Genomic DNA, 22,125 nt, shown 5'->3' on the forward strand with positions numbered 1-22,125 from the left:
ACCGCTCTATCAGCCACAACTCTCTGAAACCGGAGCCGTCGCCTGATCAAAAGTGCGAAAGATTCTGGACAGTACCCTCATTCATGGCCTAGCCAGCGGCCTCTATGCTGGCCGCAGCTGCACAACGTTGATCATCAAGGCGAGCGGTTATCGCGGGCCGGACAGGCAGTGCGGCTGCGGTTGCCGTTGGGCCGGCGTGCACGTTGGCCGATCGAGCGGGAGCGGCCAGCGCGCTATCGCAGTCCTCGGGTCCACGCCGTCCTGAGGAGGGCAGGGCCGTGGGGCTAGCGTGGCGATCGAACAGCCGATGTAGCAGCACGGCGCTCGCGCGCTCATGGCGCCGCTACGTCGGTTCGGCTCCACCGACACTCGCCAAGATCTAACGCCGATCACGCCGAACCTGATCGCGTGGCTTCATCGGCGCAGCCAAAATCGGGTCCGGCTTGTCCATATCACTCCATCCAAACGGCATAGGGCTAGCTGTATTGGCGGGCGCCATGGATCTCTTCAGCCGCAAGAGAGCCGCCCGGGCGAAGCGCGACCTCATGCGGGCCGAAGCGCCTCTTCCGCGCGGTCGATGCCGATTCGACGGCAGTGGCAAGAGCGGATTGATCGATTTTCCGATCGGGGGTGTACAGTACGTTTCAGATTAACGTCCCACGGCCGTTGCCAGCGCTGGCGTGCCGCATCGATGAGCCGCAAGGGTGAGTGATAGGATAGTGCGCCGTGGAGAGCTTCTTCCGCGCCGTGCGCCCCAAAGTAGGCAACCGGTGCGAGAGTCGAGCCCGCTTGCGCGGTGGTTTGGAGAGTTCGTGAGTTGAACGGCGAGCCGTTGCGCAGAAGTTCAGGTGTATCCTGCGCGGCCACGTCAATGATCGGGGCAGGGGCCAAGAGGAATATAAGGGCTCGTATGTTTGGACAACGAACGGGTAGTCCAGGATATGGAGGGGGATCAAGAGAGCCCAGCGGTGTCTTTGTTCACATTGGAACATAGGGCCATGTCCTCAGCGGCAGACCACATCATCACGCAAGTGTAACCGTCGGTGTGGCGTGTGGCTTGCCCGTGCGTGCCCCACTTTATGGGAAGCCCTGTTGTATTGCACTTCCCAGCAGGGCGCGGCCAGCGCTCTGGAGCGTTCCCTCGTTTAAAGCTGCGTGCTGGGCAACCACGAAGCTGTCGCACATGGCCCGTGCTAGATTGCTGGTGCTATAGAGCGCCTCAGTTCCAGCCAGACCGCTCGCAATCCTGCAGACCTCAGCCCCCTGCCGCGCGGCGTTCGTCGCGGCGAGCCGCATTAGCGTCGTGGTGCCAAGATTTACCTCACCCTTGAGCGCTTCCTTCCACAGCTCCTCCGTGGCTTCGTAAAAGAAGGAACGAGCGGAACGTAGCATGGCTTCGGCTTTGGCGATTTCAAGCTGGACATAGCCGCGCTCAGCCATCATGGGCGCTCCAGTGATCGAGGCACGGGTTTCGGCCATGGCGATTACGTCGTCTATTGCGGAGCGCGCAATCCCGATGCCGACAATGGCATGCGCCTGCGCGGCGAAGGCGACGGCCGGATAACGATAGATCGGCCCATCAAGTGTCGGCGGACCGCCGCGGATCAAGGTCCATTCCTCTGGCACAATGACGTCGCTGACCACGACATCGTGGCTTCCGGTGCCTTGCAGTCCGATGACGTCCCAATTGGGCCGAATTGTCACCTTCTCGGCCGGCATCACCGCTACGCGCGGGAGGTCACCGCTCGGATCGTCTTCCAACGTGATACCAACTCCTATCAAATCCGCCTCGGGTGAGCCGCTAGCGAATGGCCACACGCCGTTCACGATAAATCCGTCGGCGCATCGCTTAGCGGGTTGGAGCGGGAAAAGCGCACCCGCCAACACCACGTCAGGTCCATTGGCGTACACTTTGCGAAGGGTGTCGTCCGGAAGAGCAGCGAGGTAGCGAGCTCCATCCCCGAGCCGTCGGCCTCGGAAATGCGCTCGACCAGCCGACAAAAATCGGCCGGCGTTCGCTCCTCACCGCCGAATCGCTTGGCAGCCATAGCCCGATAGACGCCGACGCGTCTGAAGCGGTCGACGATGTCTTTTGGAATCTTCTGCGCGCGGCTAAACTCGTTGCGACGCGCACGGATCTCGACGAGTAGTGGCGACAGATTAGCCCAGGTCGCAGCCGCGGCGTGGGTCCCGGAAGTTATCTTTTCTGGTGGAGCGTTCATAGATTATCCTCCGTATCTTGAGCCGATCATCGCCGCGCGTCATTCATATGGACTGCGCGTATGGCGAGGCCAGTGATTTGGCACCCGCTGGACGGCATTCTCAAAGCTGTCGCAATTGATATCGAATGCATGAGATTGCATAGGGTAGCTTCCCAAGTTAAGCGGCCGGAGGCCTGACGGAGATATAGCTATTGTTCTGGCATTGAGGCTGGCCGGCAAAGCAGCCGATACGCTGCGGCGGCATCGATCCGCCCTTACCGCACTGGGTCTCTGGCGGTCGATCGGGGACTGCGGTGCATGTCTTCTCCACATGAACGTGTGGTCACACTTGGGACAGGCCGGGTCGAACCAAGTCGAAATTCTTGACTTGTGCTTGGGAGAGCGCCCAAGCCTGCGGCCTATTGCCCGTCTTCCCAGCAATTGACGTGCCATCAAGCATGGCTGCCGGCTTTGTCTGAATCGCGCGAGATCACTCCGCCGTGCCATGCTAGCACAATGCTCGTGCCTCCGTGTTTGCTTTCAGGCACAACAGGCGCCACACGATCTGAAGCTAGTGCTCTGTTCCCACTAAGCGACTCCGTGCAAGAGCCTGATTTCGGAAGCGGTTGCCAGCTGATTTCAGGCCTGTAGAGGCGGTGCGCGCGGTTGAAACATGGCTGGCGCACCGACGTCACCTGTGCAGGTAGAACTAGAAACATTCTCTAAGTCTCGCCGCGGCTTAGAACCGACCAGCCTCCGTGTACAGGCGACGCCACTTTGTAAGCTTCGAGTTTCTTCTCGTGTCGAGCTCGTCATGGAGGACGGCGAACGAGACGATCTAACGAATGATTGATGCGACGCTGGCTTTCCGACGGTCGCGGTCTCCCAAGTGGCTGGTGCAGGGAGACCGTCCGGTACTGATGCGGGTAGCATGTTGCCTTCAGCCCCAGGCCGGGGAGTCATGCTGGTTGTTCTGTTGATCCTCGGCCCTGGCTGAGCTCGATTACAAAAGCAGGACCGTGGATGCCTTGCCCGCTCAGAGCTGAGAAGCTCTCGGGATCGTCGCGTGCTCTGGAGTGCAGAGCTTGCAATTCTTCGCATTGCGATCTGCTGCCTGAACCACCTCCATTGGGTTGGCGGCTCAACCAGGAGGCATGAATGCTGCCGGACGCGCTATGTGGGTTTCTGGATGCTGGCCACGCGTTGCCAACATGAGTGCGTATAACAAGAGAAGAATTAAGAGACCGCGCATATCTAAGGAGTCCTGAAGCGATGACAGTTGTGGAGCGGATAGTATCCGGCGTCGTTGTTGTAGACGATGGACCAACAAAACTGCTCGGAACAGATGCGCTGTATCAGGCGGCAGACGATTTGTCGGAGTGTGAAGGTGCTGGCATCAGCTCACAATGTCGACCTTGCCGGTGCCGATCCGATATACGCCCCCCACGACTTTCAGTCGGTTCTGCTCGACTGCGGCGTTCAGAATCGGGCCCGTCGATTTGAATTTGTTGACGTTATCGATCACATTTTGTCGGGTTGCTTGGGCGAACGCGTCGCCGGCTTGGTCGCCGGTTGCTTTCACTGCAGGAGAAAGCGCAGCGACCAGGGATGAAATGTGCCCCGGCGGCCGCTTATCTTCATGGATCGACTTGATCGTGGCGTCTATCGCACCGCAATGATCGTGGCCGAGTACAAGGATCAGCGGCGTGTTGAGTATGGCAACCGCGTATTCCATACTGGCGAGCGTGTCATCGTTAGCGAAGTTGCCGGCGACGCGGCAGACAAACAGATCACCTAGTCCGCTGTCGAAGACAAGTTCGGGGACCACACGGGAGTCGGCGCAGCTCAGAACCGCCGCATATGGATTTTGTCCCTCAACCAAGACCGGCCGCTCGCGCCTGAAATCGTCGATTCGTGGTGCGCCCTGGACATAACGATCGTTCCCGTTCAGCAGCCGATTCAGGGCAGCATCTGGCGAGAGTACGTTGTTTGGCTTGGGCGGGCCTTTTGCTTCCTTCGCGTCGACAATCTTATTGCCGAACCGCAGGAAAACTGTCGAAGCAGCAAACAGCAACAGTGACCGCCGCGAACGCGCGTGCTTGGCTAAATGGTATATGTCTTGAGAATGGGCTGCTTGCATGTGTCGCCTCATGGCACGGCCTTACGCCACCCGGTGGCTTCGGCTTCCGCTTCGCTGCAAAGCCAGCGTTGGCCGCGCTTCTTCGTCATGTCGATTTGTTCGTAACCGGGTTGCCCTGGCAGGTAATAAATGCGCTCGCCTCTGCGCTCGACTGTGCCTTTTATCGGGCACTCGGGGGACGGCGGTTCCAATAGCAAGACGGATCCAAGCAGGACTTCCTGAGCGTCGACCGGAACCGACGTCGCGCCCACGATAATCGTGCTTCTATTGCGGCGACGCCAGTCCCAGGGCGCGATGAACGCGCCGGACCACAGCCCCGCATGGGCTGTGCTGGCCACCAACTCATAAACAACGTAGGTATGGTGAGATGCACCAGCCGATAGCGCCAAGCCCGAGCGTACCATCCAGACGTTTACATCCTCGCCTTCGATGAAGCAGCTGCCGAGGGCTCGCCGATACTCATCGACTCTTTCGGTATGACAATCCCACGTTCGCCCATTCGAATGCTTGATGAGCTCGTCGCGAACAGCTACGCCGCAGGCCCATTTGCGGCCCTGTGCGTCGAGGCAAATCTGATCGGTCTCAGGAGCTTCGATGCCTGAGAGCCGAACGGTGGTTTTCTCGATCTGGATCGTATTTCCGTCGAGGATGCGCGGAGCACCGCTGAGTGTCGCGGCGGAAACCGGAGATGTGATGAGAGCGATCAATGCGAACATAATTCCGCGGTGCTTCATCCCGACAATAACCTTTCGCTCCTGATCCATGTTCACGCGCACGATACGGTGCCGATACATTCGATTGCTCGACCGCAGATGTCCATTCCGCCGGCTTCGATGTGTGCCTTATGAGAGCTTCGCGTGAGTTCGAACCTACGACCTGACGCTGCGTAAGGATCAAGAGATTTCTTCCCGTGTGCGTGCGGCGGTATCCTTCGAGCATCGGCGGCTCTCTCACCGCGAGCGTGCTGTACCCTCTGGACGTAAGGAGGAGAGTCTCATCGCGTGGCGCCGAACTCGGGATGCTGGACAAGCCCGAGCCTTGGAACGCTGTGCTCCCTCCTTGCAAAAATTGAGCGGCTATGAAGCGTCGGTGCTTGCGGCGGACTCAGGCGTTGAGGAGCAACCTTGCCATTGTTGGTGACGACTTCCATCGGCAAACCGGACAGTTCCGACGAGGGCGAGGAAATGCGCCCCAAAGTCTTGTCACGAAAAAGATGCTCAAAAAGGATCTGCTCTGGCTCGCTCTGACCGGTTTAGACAAAGACGTGATGGAGTTCAGCCTCAACGCTCGCCGCGTAAATGAAGGTTTCTTGTTCGAGCAAACCGCGCAAATCCGTTCCTTGTTACGCCAGACGAGATGATCGTTGATACCAATCGCATTATGGCATTTGGCTCCTCCGCGCGGCACCATAGTCGTTAGTGCTACTGCCCAGACGTGCGTACAAGACTTGAACTGTTTATGGCTCAGGCGCTACGGGCCGCCGCTCTTCGTAGTGACGGTTCGCCGCGATCTCAAGTGACTTACCTAGGAGCGCTGGCATCAGTGCCCGTTTTCTCCAGGAATTGAAAAGGCTGCGATATTGAGCCGCGGGCTTTGCCGTGGATGCACCAGGCGTGGGCAAGCTGCCCACGTGTTCGGACAATCGCGAGTGCCATGCAATTCGTGTGAGGTTTAAGTCCACAATACGTGTTTGCGCATCGCGTACTTCGGGTGAATAGCTCTGGTGCGGTTTAGCCGACTCAAGCTACATCATTCTAAAGCACATCACTACATAATGGGAATGACATGGTCGCAGTCGTTCGGGAAGTACCGGTCTCATCTTACGCGCTTGAAGTAGATGGCCAACTCAGAGACGAATTCGCAACCAAAGACGGTGCCACCGCAGGTGGAGCAGAATTAAAAAGGCGGTTTCCCATGCTTAAAATCCGGGTCTATGACGTGCAGACGAATGAGTGCGAGGAAATCTACGGCTGAGTCAGTGCGGTAATCGACCTTCTTGCGTACTGCTCCGGAGCTTCCCGCCCTGTGCACTCGGAAATTGGCAGGCGCTCAGCGGGTATGCCGGGGTTACTACCCTGTAACTTCCTGTTTCGTCTCAGCATCGGTCCCTAGTGCCGGCTCAAAGTCGCTAAGCTCACGCTCCTGCGTATGCCGCGCAACCACACGATGCGCGGCGCGCACCCCGAATCGGCTTGGCCGGAGGCATCTCCAAGCGCTCTAGTGAAGAATGCATGAGAGCTGGTTCCCCCGCAGTTGGTGTACTCTAACGGGGTGGAGTGCAGGCGGGCAAACCACATCTCGCAAACTAGTACGCGCCACTGAGCTCGACACCTGGCGGAAAAACGCAATCGTGCTGCTCGACCTTCCGTACGAGGGCCGAAGTGCTGCGAGAAAGGCAGGCCTTAAACAACGCAACTGCAGAGCGCGTGTCTCTTGCAGTTAGTACGAGGCGTTCGACCGTGCGGCAGCTGCGGTGCGGTGTTGCTCTGCGCGACCGTCTGCTAAGGCCTTCGCTCTCCTGAGTCTTCCTCTTCCTTTGGCTCGGTCCGTTGGAACCAGGAGCCCGGAGGAAATTTCGCGATGCGCTTGGCAAAAGAGGATTGTGGCTCCCAATCTTGGCCTTCGCTCTTCTCAAAAGTGATGACTCCGTTGTGTGTAAAATAACGTGGTCCTTGGATATCGCAATTCACCAAGAGCAGAATGCGCCATAGATCGCCTTTCTCGTTCGGCTTGTCATTCTGCTTGGGTAAGTAGTCTACCCCAACAGGTTCAATGATAGTGCATCGGCCCTGCCGCAGAAGATCGCCGAGCCGGCCTTGCGGCGTAGTCACAAAGTTGAAGTTATTTGGATCATGCAGAAAGCTAAGGTTTGCGTCCCTTTCACCATCTGCGACTTCTTTGGCGATCAACGAGAGTGCTAGGGCACGCCAGCCCAATTCCATCGGCTTCGCATAGGTTGACGCAAGCTCAATCGTACCGTCGAGCGCGACTTTCCAGGTGATCGCGTACTGTTCGTCTGATTTGTTGTCTCGGTGCCTGGTCCACGAAACGAAAACATGGTCGCTTTCGCCGAGTTCAGCGACCCCCCACATCTGAGGGACGAACTGTGCCACCTTCGAGACATTGGAGATGATTTGTTCTATCGTCTCACCATCTTGCGCTCGCCAAGTTGACTTGAGTCTTTCGACAAGTGGGTTGTCGCTGGCGCGAATAGTGTTGCTCATGGCAGCCGGCCAGCCTAGGCAGATTAACAGTCCGCCCAGACGAAGCCATAGCGCGGGTCTTCCCGACATTCTCTTCATAATCCTCCGCCTATCGCGTTTCATCCATACATCTTTCAAAGCGGTAACCTTGAACCTGCTATAAGCGAGCGCAAGAAGTTTACGGAGACGCGACGGGGCACCCGCGGCTGTCCTACGAGGGCAGGCGCTCCTCTCTATGTCACGCGCCGCTAACTTCCCTAGCCAGCGACAGCGTCAATTGGCTGAGCTGGACATCCCCAAGCAGAAGAGACTGGGCATGTCGAGGGGCTTGCATTCTTCGTGCCAGGCAGCAGGCAGAGATTTGCACGGGTTTTATGTCCCTCTTGTCGACTTTCCGACCTGCGCACGGTTCGATGTTCCATTCAGTGTATCGGCCGTAGCTCGAGGCCAAGTGCCTGATGAGAATCGGGAGTGCGTTTGCCGTCATTGAACCGTGTGGTTCGCTATAGTTGCCCGTCGGCGTTCGGCCTACATGATGGCTGGCGATACGAAGCCGACTTAATCGACGAACTTTGAAGTCTGGCTGGCACGAAAAGCAACCTCCTCGCCGCGTATGTGGCTAGTTGCGCCGCCTGCCTTGACGTGTTCAATGGGGATCCTCTGTCGCGAAAATAGCTGGCCAGCGGATGTGCTGGGCGAATCGCTGGAAGTCGGAAGCCGCATCGAATGCATTCTGCTCGAAACGGCGGTAATCGCCGCCGCGCGGGCTGGTTTTGTCCCTTTCATTGATGGGGCGGGTGGCGTCGCCTCAAGGCAGCTCCGAGTCTCACTCCCACCTCTGAGACAAGGACATCTCTGATTGCGACAGCTCTGTTTAGAGAATCATAGAGATGCACGGTCATTCGCCTACTAGATGTCTCAGATTAGCGTGCCACAAAATCTGAGAGGTTGACGGAAGAGTCCTCCTGCCGATAATCGAACTCGTCGAGGTTCTCCGAATCCCACTTGATCCGGAACTAAGAGGGAAGCCGGTCCAAATGCCGGCGCTGCCCCCGCAACTGTGAGCTGCGAGCTACTGTCCAACGATGTCACTGAAGCCCGCACGGCTTCGGGAAGGCCGGACAGCAGCGACGACCAGCGAGCCAGGAGACCTGCCCCGACGATAGATTGGTCCACGGGCGGGGTGTCTCGGTGGTGCGCCAAGCAGCCGTCGCGCGCGCGACTTCCTCTGCCTGCGTCCGCCATGGCCTCTGTCCCTAACAGGGGTTAACACTATGTCTCTTCTCTCTCTTCCGGTTGCTACGCTCGGTACGCCACGCATCGGTCCAAGGCGTGAGCTCAAATTCGCTCTTGAAAGCTACTGGGCGGGAAAGATCAGCGAACAGCAATTGCTCGAGGACGCATCCGGTCTGCGCGCAGCGAACTGGGCCCGTCAGAAGTCTCTCGGCGTCACGATCATTCCGTCGAATGACTTCTCGCTGTATGATCAGGTGCTCGATACAAGTGTCATGGTTGGTGCTATCCCGGAGATCTACGCCTCGAAACGAGAATACGTTTTCCTCAAGACGTACTTCGCCATGGCTCGCGGATCACAATGCGACGACCAGGATGCGAGTTGCGGTCTGGGGCCGCGGGGGTCTGGCGCACCCGCGCAGGAAATGACTAAGTGGTTTGACACCAACTACCATTACATGGTTCCCGAGTTTTACAAGGGACAGGCGTTCAGACTTTGCTCTCGCAAACCCATTGAAGAGTATGAGGAAGCAAAGGCTCTTGGCTTTCAGACCCGCCCTGTCCTGATCGGGCCGATCACATTCCTAAAGCTCGGCAAGAGTGCCGATAGCGCGTTCCAGCCCCTCTCCCTACTCGATGATCTAATACCGGTCTATATCGAGGTTCTGCATGAATTGGCCGACCGAGGGGCAAGTTGGGTTCAATTTGACGAGCCCTGCCTGGCCCTTGATCTGGATGAGGCGGCGCGAAAATCATTGCTACATGCCTATAACCGGTTCGCAAAGGAGGGACCGGCTATCAAAATCATGGTTGCCAGCTATTTCGGCGAGCTAGGCGACAATCTGGATACCGCATTGAGCCTCCCGGTTTCCGGTCTGCACCTCGATCTGGTCCGAGCGCCAGAGTTGTTGGATCAGGTCATCGCTGTCGGCCGAAGTGACCTCGTCATGTCGCTCGGGGTCATCGACGGCCGGAATGTATGGCGGTCGAACTTGTCGTCGCTCCGTCAGCGGATGGAGCCCGCGATTGCGAAGCTCGGCAAGCACCGTGTACAGCTCGCCCCATCCTGCTCGCTGCTTCATGTGCCAGTCGATGTTGAACTCGAGACCGGGCTCACGTACGACGTCAAGAGCTGGCTTGCTTTCTCGGTTCAGAAGATGCGTGAGCTTGCGATCCTGGCGCGAGCACTCGCTGGCGACCAGAATGTCGAGCTCGCTCTCGCCGATTCGGAATGCGCTGCGACTGCCCGGCGGACTTCGCCCAAGATCCATGATAGCAATGTCGCTGTGAGGATGAGGGCGATCGACCAGACGATGCGCCGGCGCGCCAGCCCATTTGTCCGTCGTTCCGAGATCCAAAGGGAACGCTTTGGACTGCCAACGTTTCCCACCACGACAATCGGATCGTTTCCGCAGACCACAGAAGTCCGAAATGCTCGTGCGGCGCATGCGCGAGGTGCGATGAGCGACGAACAATACGGCGAGTTTATCAAGGAAGAGATAGCCCGCGCCGTACGTTGGCAGGAGGACATCGGTCTTGACGTCCTCGTGCACGGCGAATTTGAGCGCAATGACATGGTGCAGTACTTTGGCGAGCAACTCGCCGGCTTCCTATTTACCAGGAATGGATGGGTACAGTCTTATGGTTCGCGCTGCGTCAGGCCTCCGATCCTGTTTGGCGATGTAGTGCGGTCGAAGCCGATCACTGTGGACTGGTGGCGCTACGCGCAATCACTAACTAGCAAGCCAATGAAGGCGATGTTGACCGGACCGGTCACGATCCTGAACTGGTCGTTTGTTCGCGATGACATTCCCAGAAGCGAGGTCTGCCGCCAGCTTGCGCTCGCGATCCGCGACGAAGTCCGCGATCTCGAGAATGCCGGTGCAGCCATGATCCAGATCGACGAAGCTGCACTCCGGGAAGGATTGCCATTGCGCCGATCGGCGTGGAAGGCATATCTCGATTGGGCGGGAGATTGCTTCCGCATTTGCTCATCGGGCGTTGCCGATCAAACGCAAATCCATACACACATGTGCTACTCAGAGTTTAACGACATCATCGGTGCAATCGCTGCAATGGATGCGGATGTCATTTCGATCGAAACGTCGCGGTCGAAAATGGAGCTACTGGACGCATTCAGCAAGTACGAATATCCAAATCAAATCGGACCGGGCGTGTACGACATCCACTCTCCACGCGTTCCGGAGGTGGGCGAAATGAAGGAGCTGATGGTGCTGGCTCGGACGCGTTTGCAGGAATCGCAGCTCTGGGTCAATCCGGACTGCGGCCTAAAAACGCGCAATTGGGAGGAGGTTCGGCCTGCCCTAACCAACATGGTCGTTGCCGCCCGCGAACTGCGTGCAGCATCCGATCCGCAAAACCATTGATCCCGCGCTCGGGTCTGTTCTCGACCAAGCGAATTCGCTTGTGCTCATTTGCGTTCTCCACAATCTCGAGCAAGCCTTGGGGCCAACAAAAATGCCTGCCCCACTTGGTGGTCCGAAGGAGGTGCACCCGGAGGAACGACGCAGACGCGTCGCGCTACTTGGCCGAGAGAGAATAGCCGACGGTTCATCAAGGTGAGAACATTCGCCGAAAATATGGACCCATATCGACACGTTTATCGTAGCTCATTATGACGTGGTAAGCGATCGTTGGTCTGAGATTCAGAATCTACACCGAGGTGTGTCGCTCGCGAGTACATTGGGAACGGTTGCGACAGCAATGCGAGGAGTGATGCCGGGCGGTCACCGCAAGCCCCCACCATAATCGGTCCGCTCGGACATGTTTCCCGTCAGGGCTCTCATGCGATGAACTCTACATAGTGTCCGACGAGAGGACGCCGAAGCCAGTTCCTGCCTCAACTAACGCCAATCTATTGTGCAGGATCGCCGCCGCTATCCGGGCCAGATACGCCAATGCGTCGGCTGCACGGCGACGTGCTCTCCGGTATTCGCGTTGATCCATCCGCCGAACACCCGGCGACAAGGAAAGATCACCCGGTGAATTGAAGTGCCCTCGATCACGGCAATCTCCAGATCCTGATCGAAGGGCGGCGATCGAATCGCCACTGGATCCTGGACGAAGTTCATCGCTGCGAGCTGACAAATGCAGACAACCTTGTGAACATTACGAACATCGCTTGGCTTCCGCGCGAACAGGCTCTGCCCGACTCGACCGGACGGCGCGCGGTCTCTATGGCGTGAGCCGCGGCAGAGGGCTATCGGTCGTGGCATCGTTGGTACGGAATACGATCCGCTCGCGGACCGAAATATTTGGATTTCTGCCGGGCAACAAGGCCTGAGCTTCCGTCAAATCGATCTGGGTCAGCTCAATACCTCGGCTGTTGGTATTTGTAACTGTTCTGCACGAACTAAACTGGTCTGCAGCTCCGGCAATCCGGCCCGGAGCGGGGTAAATGGTCCGGCTTTCTGTCATGTCACGTCTCTTGTTGGTGAGACATCTCCGTGTTCTGCAGCGTCATCGCGTGGGTGTGCAGGCGACCTCAGCCGCGCTCTCGCGCGCGTAGCACGCGCTCCAGCGAGAGCGCGAAGAATTCGGTTGACACCATTAGGATGGACGTAGCTTCGCTCGGAGCGCATAATCGGGCTTGTCCGCAGGTCGATAAAGTAGACGCCATCGCAAGCGGCGCAACTTATCATGTGCAGGTCATTGACCCGCGGCTCGGCTGCGCCCGGAAGGAGTCCTAAAAAGTGATCGCTGGTAGCCGGACATGAAAGCATCATAGGCTCAAGTCGTTCTTTCCGCCATGCGTCTGACCTTACTAGAAGATCACTTCTATTAGGACGCAGCCGCCGCAGCATTGATGCGGGTCAAAAGGCTGGTCCGTCCGGGAGTGGTTGAGCTCGAGTGGTCGCTACGTGCCGCAGACGCTCGCGTTGGCAGTCGACATGTCCGAACTCGGGCGTCCGCCAGGGCCTGGCGCTCTCTGCAACACGCCAGCGTGTTGATTTGAGGCGCAACTCACGGTTCATGGGCTACGGCAGCATTTTTCCTCATTGCTCCGCGCACGCGGATGGTCAAACGATTGTTCGCCTTTCATTGTCGGTAGCCTTGCCGAGGCTGATCCCACCCTTAGGGTTTGGCACTGAAGTCCGAACCTGGGCTCGTCGAAACGTCGGCTGCGACAAGCCTTATGATCGGCTTTGCTGTGGCGGCGGCTGGTGGACCGTCGGGTGCAAGATCGGGGTTCCTTGCCTGATTGCCGCACGATCTCCTGCGCGTAAGTGCATGTTGCCCTCGATCGTCTCTGCGAGACAATCCTCGATCAAAGACTTGATTTGCCGGTCGGCGGCATGAGGCTCCTGAGAGGCGCTGCCCCTCGGCTCAAAGCGTCGTGCGATACCGCAGGTAGGACAGACAGACCGTCGCTAGTCTTCGCGACAACAAGCGGGTCGCGCCGCGCTGTTACATCTGGATCTATCTCGGAGGAGCAGACATACCTCTTGGGGTGCTGCTTGAGGCAGATCAAATACTCTCGGTGCGAATAGCAGAATAGTGGATAAGCGAACCACGGGAAGAGAGGGGCATGCCTTCATTTAATGTTCGATTTATTAAGACCGTTTGTGACGATACTGGCGGCGAGCATCGTGCGTGCCAGGCAGCATTCAAGGTCGATGCCGCCTCCCTGAGTGCTGCTGCTCAGCAGGCGGAGACTGATTTTTGCAAGCAAAAGAGTGTCCGCGATTGGACAATCTTCGCCGATGTGTTGGAGCTTCGAACCCCACCTGCATTAGCTAATCCGTCCACATCAGCCTTTCGAGCGTCCCGCAAGGACGAGCTCTCATGAGCAAGCGAGGGTTTCGCACTTCCTGAATGTTCCACGGAAGCGGGACTTCTTCAGCACCGAACAAGACTCGTAGTTCACGGGCGCGAGGTTCACCGGCGTGCTCGCCTGTCATGGCATCGCCACCAGCATGGACGGCTTGCTTGCCCGGTGCGACAACGTGCTCGTCGAGCATGCCTATGAGACTGTGTCCGACGCCCGCGTCTCGATCGGATGATACCTCGCCTTCAATGGCCGGCGTCCGCCTTCGAGCCTTGGCGGCGGCGCTCCGGCAAGCTTACTTCCGGCCGCTGCCATTCCGTGCGGTAGCCTTACTATGGCAGACGCTCCACTTACACAATCGGCACAGATCGGCAGTCGGTCTATGGAATCTGAAGGCACGGCCAATATGGGGTAAGCGTGGCCTTAAATTCGGTACGACGAGTGGTCGAGATTGAAGGAAGTCGTGGTGGGTACGGCCACCAATCATGCGGCTCACGATCGCGAACTCTCTTGCGATCTATTTTTTTATATCCCATCTTAAGCTTCGCTCGGTGTGGTATTATCCGCGTTCTCTCGTCGGCGGCAGCAGCTACGCAAGCTGGCGCACGGGTCCGCCACCGGATCAAGAACCGCTATCTCGACGAACTGAATGAGGACGTCGAAGGAGTTGTGTGAACACGTTGCAGGAGCTTAACGCGACCGTGCATCGACCGATGACCCTTTGCTCGTGCGGGGTCCTGCGAGGTGACCGATTGCTTGCCAGAAGCAATGCGCAACTGATAGTCGCGCCCGAACCACTCAAAAGTGATTCCCCAGCTTACGACGATGACGATCTGCTGTTGTCCAGTCTTTACATAGATATCAACGTCCTTTCGGTCTCTCCTGACGTCGTTTTAGTCAACGACGCCTGCCCCGAACTGGCCCGGATCCTGGAACATAGTCGCGTTCAGGTCGTCCCGGCTCGGCACCGCCATAGGTGCATCTTTATCGGGGGCGCCATTGCTTTACTCTGGACACGGTCCGCGAAGACGGGTCGGAGGATTACTTCAACTAGTATCGGCGATAAACGTAATCGTCTGCTTCGCAAGGCGGCGGCTCGTAAACCCATTGCTTTGGGAGCCTGATAGCTGGGGAGGATGTGCTCGCTAGGACTGGTCAAGGTTATGCCGCATCAACTAGTTGCCAGAACCCAAAACTTGGAGCGTAGGCTCCGCAGAGCCGCAAAGCAGCTGAGTCAACTAGATGTACTCTCGCCACGTTTCAGGCCGACGATCGTCGAGTGCGCCTCTCAGCGGACCGCAAGTTGGGGCGTGAACACGCCCACATCTTGCGAGACTATCGTGCCCGTGACGGTCTTGACGTTTCAGGACGGGAGCTTTCGAATGTCATTTGGTCGTCCAGTGACTTTAAGGGAGACTGTTGCTTCGATGTCACCAAACCGATGAACGGTCGATCTACGCTCGTGCGACAAGAGACATCACATGTTCGATATCTATTTGAACCGAAGACACGATCTTTTGGTCGTCCCGACAGGCTTTGGAATCCCCGCGGGATTAGACGGCAATTGGAGGAGAAAGAACCGGGCGTTTCGTTCCGTGAGCGACGTCATTCGTCAAGATGTACAACAGCTTGGTTACCACCAACTTCGTTTGATCTCGTACCGGTCCGGGGCGGCAGTTGAGACCTCGTCACACTCCTAGTCAACGCAGCTATCTGATGCTGAACCGTTCTTCAGAAACTTCGGGCAGGATGTGGCCGATGCCGTAGAAAGCGTTGCTTACCGCGGCGACAGCAGGCGGGTGTCGCGCATTGGGCTTAAGGAGGAAACCTTCTTTTGAAAGCGGGGCACGCCTCTGGAGCTTACCGCAAAATAGGCGTTATCGGGCTCTTGCATGAGTCAATGGCGTGCGCGTGAGTTTTCAGCTGTCTATACTGAAGATACTTGCCGGCCAGCCGCACGACCGGGCGAGCATCGAAGTCGTTAAGCAGCATTGGATATCTGTATAGCAGCGGCCCGGAGTGGCCGGCTCGTATGAAGCGCATCGCAGGCCGCACGTCCCAACTCGGTATTTTCGGCCAAAGCTGATGCGGGAGGCCGGATGCTGGATGCTGGATGCTCGCCGAGGAGGGAAGGGAATATCTTGAGACGCTCGAACAGTTAGGTCGGCGTGTAGGTTGAGCGAGAGACCGCGCAACAGCCGAAAGCCGAGCAACCGCCCCTTTGACTTCGCAGCTAGGAACGAACGCGGGCAGAAAGCGTCCCACGGCAAGCGATTGAGCCCACGTAAATTGCTGCCGGGGTGACCGCCAGCCGCTCAACCCCTTGCTGATCGTGATGTACTCAATTAGATCTCGAAGTTCACATTTGAAACAGTGGCGTTGTAATGGGTATTGCGAAGTTGTTCAACGCGGCTAGGGATACTGGCTTGATTCAAACCTGAGGGATGGAGAATCTGGCCTCTTCATGCACATCAGCGTGGTCGACACGGTCGACTAAACTGATCTCGCGCTTGGCTTGCTCATTCCAGAGCGTGTCAGTTGCTTAGCTGCGAATAGAAGGGCGTCGATTGGAACGTTCTCATAGCGCGAGGTGTATATGAAGTTTACTGTTCCACAGCTGTACTAGCCCAGACTTCTCGCGTTTGGAAGGCATGATGAAGTTATACCTTGGCGCAACTCCTATCACATTGTCTGTTTTTTGCGGTCGTCGTGCTGTGAAAACTATGCTACAAGCCGCTCCTCTCAAAAGGAGCATTCATCGTGAAGAAAGCAACCAAGAAACGCGTTAAGCGGCGCGAATGGACGAGGGCAGATATCAAGGAGCTCAAAGTCCATTCGAAGGCCCGAACCCCGGTCATAAAAATAGCAAAGATGACCAAACGCAGCGTCGGCGCGCTCCGCCAGAAGGCCTTGCATCTTGGAATCGGACTCGGACATCAGCGGTAGTTTTGAGCAGCGCTGGTACTGGCGCGGTAGGGCGGCTCCCTGGGGGCCGCCCTCAGTACCCATAGAAATTTTGTCTGAGAAGAGTGTTTGAATGGTGTTTCGCTGTCGCGGTAGGAGCTCCAGCATCCTATCATCATTGATGGACTTTCTTAGGCGTGGTCTCAACGGTTGTCACAAATCGGCAGTGAAGACATCGTCTTGGTGATGGCCCTGTCAAGGATCTCTCACATGAACGCCGACCAACGGCGGCGCTCCCTGAAGGTAGCGTCTGGATCGCTCCCGCGCTGAGAAGACCTGCGTCCTGTCATGTGTGAATGTCCGCGATATGGTCTGCTTCTTTGCAGCACTGCGCTCATATGCCGAAATTGTTTGTGTCTGCCGAGCCTCAGCGAGGTGCATGTCGCAGTTACCTCTTCAATGCCTCAGCGCATGCATCTTCTATACGTATCAACCTTCCATGTGCCGCGCGCGGTCTTTAACAAACGTCCGTATAGTTCTTTTCAACCTTCCCATATTCGCAGTCAATCTTCGTGCAATTGAGCTGTTGCTTGATTTCGTTTTATCGGTCGAGCAATCGGGGAAGCGATTGCAGTTATCGCTCTGTGATCCCGCCCGATCGGACTGAACGGGTCTCAAGTCATGAGTGGCAGACAAAATTCTTGTCCTTTCGACTCCTTGTACGCGAGCGGTTGCTCCCATGTGATCCGGCGGCCGGCTTTGTTTCGCCCAATCGAGCTAGCGCCGACGGATGGCGCTTGCCAAGAACGAGTGTCTGAATGATGAGCGGACGTCTTGGTCGTTCACCTGAGGTGTGCTTTCTCCTTGGTCTTCCACGATCCGGAACCACACTCCTGGCACATTTGCTGCAGCGCCATCCAGACATTGTGGCTCCGCCTGAACCCTGGTTAATGCTGGCGCTTGAAGCAATTGGCAACGTGGATCGGCGTCATCCGGCCGGCAGCTCTCTAATTGAGGCCGCCACCTCCGAATTCTTGGGACGGATAGATCGCACGATCGTTAGCCGCGCATTTGCAGATGCAGCATACGATCAGTATCTGGCAAAAGCGGGCAAGCGCATCATTATAGATAAGACACCACGCTATTGGACGACACTTGAATTTGTTGAATCCGTCTATCCGGAAGCGCCACACATCCTTCTGATGCGCAATCCCTACGCGATCGCCGCTTCACTGAAATCGACGTGGGGCATCCCACTGCGGGCAGAAAGCGCGCAGCCGGTCAGCGTATCCAGTCTCGCTGATCTCATGCTTCGACTGCCCGATGGCATAATATCTTCACTGGCCGATTTGGTTTTGGGTCTTCCCAGGCTCGCCGCGCAACGTACTCGCCCGCAGACTCATTTGGTGCAATACGAACTGCTCGTGGCGCACCCGGACGATGAAATCCAGCGTCTACTGACAGCGCTCGGCTGTGATCCAGGAGGCGTCGCATCGGCGAGAATGGGACGAGCAGATTATCTTCAGTCCAGCAGTTTTGGAGACCGAAAAATCCTGGAACGAAACACCATCGACGAAAGCTCTGTCAAATCATGGCAATCTCAATTGAGCGTCGAGGAGATGCAAACCGTGACCGATCTGGTCGGTGCCGAGCTTTTGGTAGAACTCGGATATGAGCAGGAACTGCTGCATGCCCAAAAAGCCGGAGTTCTGGACAGGGGACGGGAAGTAACCGAACTTTATCGTCGGTTATTCCGAACCTGGTGGGATTTGCGAAGTGCCAAGGCGGGGGGACTGTCTAGATCTCATGCTGGAGAATCGGTCCAAAATGCTTGGAACATTTCGGAGAACCGGGACGTGGCTATCGAGATGTTGCGAGGGGAGGTCGCGCGGCTTGAGCAGATCCTCGGGAGCTCCTAAGGACTCTGAATGGTTGTGATCAAGCCACGCTGGTTGATTTAGCCAACTTAACTGGCACGCTGATCTCCCGATCAGGTGTGCCGCACGCGCCGGCCGTACGAGCGGCAGAATGCGCTATGCTTTTGCGTCCGAAGTCTGCTGTCGAACGGGTCTTGGCCTCATTGACGAGCCATGCGCCTTGGCCGGCCATTTCTGCCGCGGATATTCCCCGCTCTACGCTGGAGCCATAGAGCGGCGAAGAACAGAGATCCTGCACCGAAAACAAGATATATGCTGCCAAAACATCTGCACCGTCTCGAAGCTGAGTCGATTGAAATCATGCGTGATGTGGTCGCCGAGTTCAAAAGGCCCGTCATGCTTTACTCCATCGGAAAAGATTCAAGCGTTTTGCTACACCTTGCGATCAAGGCGTTCTATCCGGCAAAAATACCCTTCCCGCTGCTTCACGTCGATACGACGTGGAAGTTCCGCGAGATGATCAGCTTCCGAGACGCGACAGCCAAGCGGCTCGGCCTCGACCTGATTGTCCATGTCAACAAGGACGGCAGCGCGCGTGGGATCAATCCGATCAAGTCCGGCTCCGCCCTCCATACCCAGGTGATGAAAACGGACGCGCTGAAACACGCGCTCGACCTCCACGGATTCGATGCCGCCTTTGGCGGAGCCCGGCGCGATGAGGAAAGGAGTCGGGCAAAAGAACGGATACTCTCCTTCCGTTCGGCCGGACATGTATGGGACCCCCGTAATCAACGGCCGGAGCTCTGGAGCCTATTCAACACACGGATTCGCCAGGGCGAAACCATGCGCGTGTTTGCGATGTCAAACTGGACCGAGCTCGAGGTGTGGGAATACATCATGATCGAGAAAATTTCGGTCGTTCCGCTCTACTTCGCAAAACGAAGACCGATAGTGCATCGAAATGGTGCGATGATCATGGTTGACGACGAGCGATTGCCGCTTAACTGCGACGAGACGCCGGAAATGCGGATGATCCGCTTTCGCACCCTTGGATGTTATCCTTTGAGCGGGGCTATCGAATCCGATGCGACGACGATCGAAGATATCGTCGCAGAAATGCAGACCGCGACGGTGTCTGAGCGCCAGGGGCGCCTAATTGACACCGATGAAGCCGCTTCAATGGAGAAGAAGAAGCGGGAAGGCTACTTTTGATGTTTACAAAGCCGACAATGGAACCGGATCCGGGGCGAACGAAGGATCAGCTGCGATTCATCACATGTGGCTCGGTGGACGACGGAAAATCGACGCTGATCGGCCGATTACTGCACGACAGCAAGATGATCTACCGCGATCAGATCATGGCGCTGGAACGCGACAGCATCAAGTACGGTAGCACCGGGGATAACATCGACTTCGCGCTGCTTGTGGACGGCCTCGAGGCCGAACGGGAGCAGGGCATTACGATCGATGTTGCCTACCGCTTCTTCACTACGCCGCGGCGCTCCTTCATGGTGGCCGACACTCCCGGCCACGAGCAGTATACCCGCAATATGGCTACTGGCGCCTCGCAAGCCCAGCTAGCCATTATCCTGATCGATGCCCGCAAAGGCGTGATGGTTCAGACGCGCCGCCACTCCTTTATCTGTGCGCTTCTCGGTATTCGTCATATCGTGCTGGCAGTGAACAAGATCGATCTTGTCGCATACGACAAGGAGTGCTTCGATCGGATCGCGCGCGACTATATGGCCTTTGCCGCCGGTCTCGGCTTCACCTCGATCGTCCCGATCCCGATCTCGGCCCGCTACGGGGATAACGTCGTAGACCGCTCCGCGCGTGCCAACTGGTATCGTGGTCCCTGCCTGCTTGAATATTTGGAGAGCATTGACATCCAGTCCGGCACCGCAAGCCAGGCTTTCCGCTTTCCGGTACAATGGGTGAACCGGCCAAATCCGGATTTTCGAGGCTATGCCGGGACGGTGGCTTCCGGGAGGATCTCGGCGGGGGATGAGATCATTGTCGCCACGTCGGGACGGACCACGCGCGTCAAGCGGATCGTGACCCACGGTGGCGACCTTGTCAGCGCCGAAGCCGGGGATGCGGTGACCATTACACTGGAAGACGAAATTGATATCGGCCGGGGCGACATTCTATCCCGACCGGACGATCAACCGAAGGTCGCCGACCAATTCGCTGCTTATGTGATTTGGATGGACGAGGAGCCGCTCGCTCCCGGACGCAATTACATCCTGCGGATCGGATCGCAGACGATTTCCGGCAGCATTGCCGAAATTCAGCATCGGATCGACGTCAACACTTGTGAGCATCTGGCCGCCGGGATGGTTTCGTTGAACGAGATCGCCTTCTGTAATGTTGCGACCACAATGCCCGCAGTATTCGATGCTTATGACGTCAATCGGAAGACCGGATCATTCATCGTCATCGATCGTTACACCAATCGTACGGCGGGGGCCGGCATGATTGCCGTTCCGCTACGGCAGACCGCCAATATTGCTAGGCAAGCCCTATCCGTGGATAGGAGGGAACGTGCCGCGCTCAAGAATCAGAAGCCTTGCGTCATTTGGTTCACCGGCCTGTCTGGCGCGGGAAAGTCGGCGATTGCCAATCTCGTTGATCAAAAGCTGTTTGCAATGTCGCGGCATACAATGCTGCTGGATGGCGACAACCTCCGGCACGGCTTAAGCGCGGATCTGGGCTTCTCGGAGGCGGACCGCGTGGAGAACATTCGGCGTGTCGGTGAAGTTGCCAAGTTGATGGCGGACAGCGGCTTGATCGTGATCTGCTCGTTTATCTCGCCCACGAGAGCCGAACGGGACAGGGTGCGCATCCTGGTTGGCAAGGATGAGTTCATAGAAGTCTTTGTCGATACGCCGATCGAGGAATGCGCGCGGCGAGACCCGAAAGGGCTGTACTCAAAGGCGAAATCAGGCAACATCAAGAACTTCACCGGAATCGACGCCTGCTACGAGGCACCAGAAACACCGGATATTCATCTCAGGACCATGGAGCAGACCCTAGAGCATTCAGCCAGAGCGGTAGTGGATCTCTTGATCTCGCGTTCAATTCTTGATGGTTAGATGTCCATCGCACCGCGTCATCGATAGGCAGAATTCCTGCTGGCGCAGCTCAGGCGACTTGGCTCAGGCGGGCCCTGCGATCAAACTTTTCGCTCGAAAGGAACAAAATGGTCGCACCCACTCGTGTACTGCCAGCTTCCGGTTACGTGCTCGAAGTGGATCAATTCAAAACCGAGTACGCGAGCAAAGATGGAGCATCGTCAGAAGCGGTGGAGCTCAAGAGACGCCGTCCCATGCTGCAGATCAGAATCTACGATGCGGTAAGGAAGGCCAGAGAGGAAGTCCGACTTCCACTAGGTTGAGGGTTTGCTTCGCGCTTCTTGCTGCGCGTGCGGCCAAGGACACGCCGAGCTGCCTTAAAGCCGAGCCGAGGCCGCGACTCGGCGGCTTTAATCTCCCACGCAGTACGAAGCTCGGGCCGCGGTTTTCCGGGGCTGGCTCCGGCGAACCTGCGCTTACTCCAGGTATACTGACAAATCTGAAGCGAGCAATCGGTCGCGATCCATCCTGTCGTGCCCATGGTAACGTCCGGCAAGCCTGCTTCCTCTTCCTCCGCTCGTAGGCGAACACCGTCGGCGTACGCATCTCGAGGCAACACTGCCGCAAAGATTAGCCATCCCGCGCTCCTCCGCCGCGTGTTCGGGTCACGCTCCAATTCCGCCTTTCATCGCTGATTGCCATGA

13 protein-coding genes, 1 pseudogene and 1 riboswitch are annotated in these 22,125 nt (G+C 57.2%); of the genes and pseudogenes, 8 read left to right on the top strand and 6 right to left on the bottom strand.

The features are described from left to right. Window positions 1–1,077 precede the first annotated feature (1,077 nt). From ACM43_RS10975 to ACM43_RS10990, 4 genes are all read right to left on the bottom strand, one after another. Window positions 1,078–1,761, bottom strand: coding sequence for an acyl-CoA dehydrogenase family protein (locus ACM43_RS10975; RefSeq protein ID WP_271540023.1), 684 nt, complete (start codon window positions 1,759–1,761; stop codon window positions 1,078–1,080). Window positions 1,762–1,823: 62 nt separating this feature from the next. Then, window positions 1,824–2,222: a hypothetical protein gene (locus ACM43_RS10980; protein ID WP_271540025.1), complete on the bottom strand. Its 399-nt coding sequence runs from the start codon at window positions 2,220–2,222 to the stop codon at window positions 1,824–1,826. A 1,375-nt stretch (window positions 2,223–3,597) separates the two neighbouring features. Next, on the bottom strand, window positions 3,598–4,341 hold the full coding sequence (locus ACM43_RS10985) for a carbonic anhydrase (protein ID WP_271540027.1): 744 nt from the start codon (window positions 4,339–4,341) through the stop codon (window positions 3,598–3,600). Between the two features lie 8 nt (window positions 4,342–4,349). Next, a complete protein-coding gene (locus tag ACM43_RS10990; protein WP_244429403.1) occupies window positions 4,350–5,135 on the bottom strand; it encodes a thermonuclease family protein in 786 nt (261 codons plus the stop codon). A 317-nt stretch (window positions 5,136–5,452) separates the two neighbouring features. Between ACM43_RS10990 and ACM43_RS10995 the strand changes: the two genes are divergently transcribed. Continuing rightward, on the top strand, window positions 5,453–5,701 hold the full coding sequence (locus ACM43_RS10995) for a hypothetical protein (RefSeq protein ID WP_124163825.1): 249 nt from the start codon (window positions 5,453–5,455) through the stop codon (window positions 5,699–5,701). A 1,141-nt stretch (window positions 5,702–6,842) separates the two neighbouring features. Here the strand turns inward: ACM43_RS10995 and ACM43_RS11000 are convergent. Beyond that, window positions 6,843–7,565 (bottom strand): nodulate formation efficiency C protein, encoded by a 723-nt coding sequence (locus tag ACM43_RS11000; RefSeq protein ID WP_225114365.1) that lies wholly within the window; start codon window positions 7,563–7,565, stop codon window positions 6,843–6,845. Between the two features lie 949 nt (window positions 7,566–8,514). Continuing rightward, a riboswitch (cobalamin riboswitch) is annotated at window positions 8,515–8,717 on the top strand. 101 nt (window positions 8,718–8,818) lie between these two features. Between ACM43_RS11000 and metE the strand changes: the two genes are divergently transcribed. Next, window positions 8,819–11,164 carry a 5-methyltetrahydropteroyltriglutamate--homocysteine S-methyltransferase gene (metE, locus tag ACM43_RS11005; RefSeq protein ID WP_036030790.1) on the top strand — a complete coding sequence of 782 codons (2,346 nt, stop codon included), beginning with the start codon at window positions 8,819–8,821 and terminating at the stop codon, window positions 11,162–11,164. 510 nt (window positions 11,165–11,674) lie between these two features. Here metE and ACM43_RS11010 read toward each other — a convergent pair. Continuing rightward, window positions 11,675–11,869 carry a hypothetical protein gene (locus ACM43_RS11010; protein WP_271540031.1) on the bottom strand — a complete coding sequence of 65 codons (195 nt, stop codon included), beginning with the start codon at window positions 11,867–11,869 and terminating at the stop codon, window positions 11,675–11,677. Between the two features lie 1,457 nt (window positions 11,870–13,326). Between ACM43_RS11010 and ACM43_RS11015 the strand changes: the two genes are divergently transcribed. The 6 genes and pseudogenes from ACM43_RS11015 to cysN all read left to right on the top strand — a co-directional run bounded on the left by ACM43_RS11015 (window position 13,327) and on the right by cysN (window position 21,442). After that, window positions 13,327–13,587, top strand: a complete 261-nt coding sequence (locus ACM43_RS11015; RefSeq protein WP_271540033.1) for a hypothetical protein — start codon at window positions 13,327–13,329, stop codon at window positions 13,585–13,587. A 37-nt stretch (window positions 13,588–13,624) separates the two neighbouring features. After that, a pseudogene (locus tag ACM43_RS11020) lies at window positions 13,625–13,895 on the top strand (IS3 family transposase); the annotation flags it as partial. Between the two features lie 2,431 nt (window positions 13,896–16,326). Continuing rightward, window positions 16,327–16,512 carry a hypothetical protein gene (locus ACM43_RS11025; RefSeq protein WP_074448398.1) on the top strand — a complete coding sequence of 62 codons (186 nt, stop codon included), beginning with the start codon at window positions 16,327–16,329 and terminating at the stop codon, window positions 16,510–16,512. Between the two features lie 776 nt (window positions 16,513–17,288). Then, window positions 17,289–18,389, top strand: coding sequence for a sulfotransferase family protein (locus ACM43_RS11030; RefSeq protein ID WP_271540034.1), 1,101 nt, complete (start codon window positions 17,289–17,291; stop codon window positions 18,387–18,389). Window positions 18,390–18,560: 171 nt separating this feature from the next. Next, window positions 18,561–19,559 carry a sulfate adenylyltransferase subunit CysD gene (gene cysD / locus ACM43_RS11035; RefSeq protein WP_442869294.1) on the top strand — a complete coding sequence of 333 codons (999 nt, stop codon included), beginning with the start codon at window positions 18,561–18,563 and terminating at the stop codon, window positions 19,557–19,559. Then, complete coding sequence (cysN, locus tag ACM43_RS11040; protein WP_271540036.1) at window positions 19,559–21,442, top strand: sulfate adenylyltransferase subunit CysN; 1,884 nt, start codon at window positions 19,559–19,561, stop codon at window positions 21,440–21,442. The genes cysD and cysN overlap by 1 nt, the downstream gene beginning before the upstream one ends. The last annotated feature ends 683 nt before the right edge of the window (window positions 21,443–22,125 follow it).

Source organism: Bradyrhizobium sp. CCBAU 45321, from assembly GCF_028128975.1.
Lineage (GTDB): Bacteria > Pseudomonadota > Alphaproteobacteria > Rhizobiales > Xanthobacteraceae > Bradyrhizobium > Bradyrhizobium yuanmingense.

Coding starts and splice junctions, on each gene's coding strand:
- ACM43_RS11015 (WP_271540033.1), top strand. CDS start 13,327: ATGCCTTCATTTAATGTTCGATTTATTAAGACCGTTTGTGACGATACT.
- ACM43_RS11010 (WP_271540031.1), bottom strand. CDS start 11,869: ATGAACTTCGTCCAGGATCCAGTGGCGATTCGATCGCCGCCCTTCGAT.
- ACM43_RS11000 (WP_225114365.1), bottom strand. CDS start 7,565: ATGAGCAACACTATTCGCGCCAGCGACAACCCACTTGTCGAAAGACTC.
- cysN (WP_271540036.1), top strand. CDS start 19,559: ATGTTTACAAAGCCGACAATGGAACCGGATCCGGGGCGAACGAAGGAT.
- metE (WP_036030790.1), top strand. CDS start 8,819: ATGTCTCTTCTCTCTCTTCCGGTTGCTACGCTCGGTACGCCACGCATC.
- ACM43_RS10990 (WP_244429403.1), bottom strand. CDS start 5,135: ATGTATCGGCACCGTATCGTGCGCGTGAACATGGATCAGGAGCGAAAG.
- ACM43_RS10985 (WP_271540027.1), bottom strand. CDS start 4,341: ATGCAAGCAGCCCATTCTCAAGACATATACCATTTAGCCAAGCACGCG.
- cysD (WP_442869294.1), top strand. CDS start 18,561: ATGCGCCTTGGCCGGCCATTTCTGCCGCGGATATTCCCCGCTCTACGC.
- ACM43_RS10980 (WP_271540025.1), bottom strand. CDS start 2,222: ATGAACGCTCCACCAGAAAAGATAACTTCCGGGACCCACGCCGCGGCT.
- ACM43_RS11030 (WP_271540034.1), top strand. CDS start 17,289: ATGATGAGCGGACGTCTTGGTCGTTCACCTGAGGTGTGCTTTCTCCTT.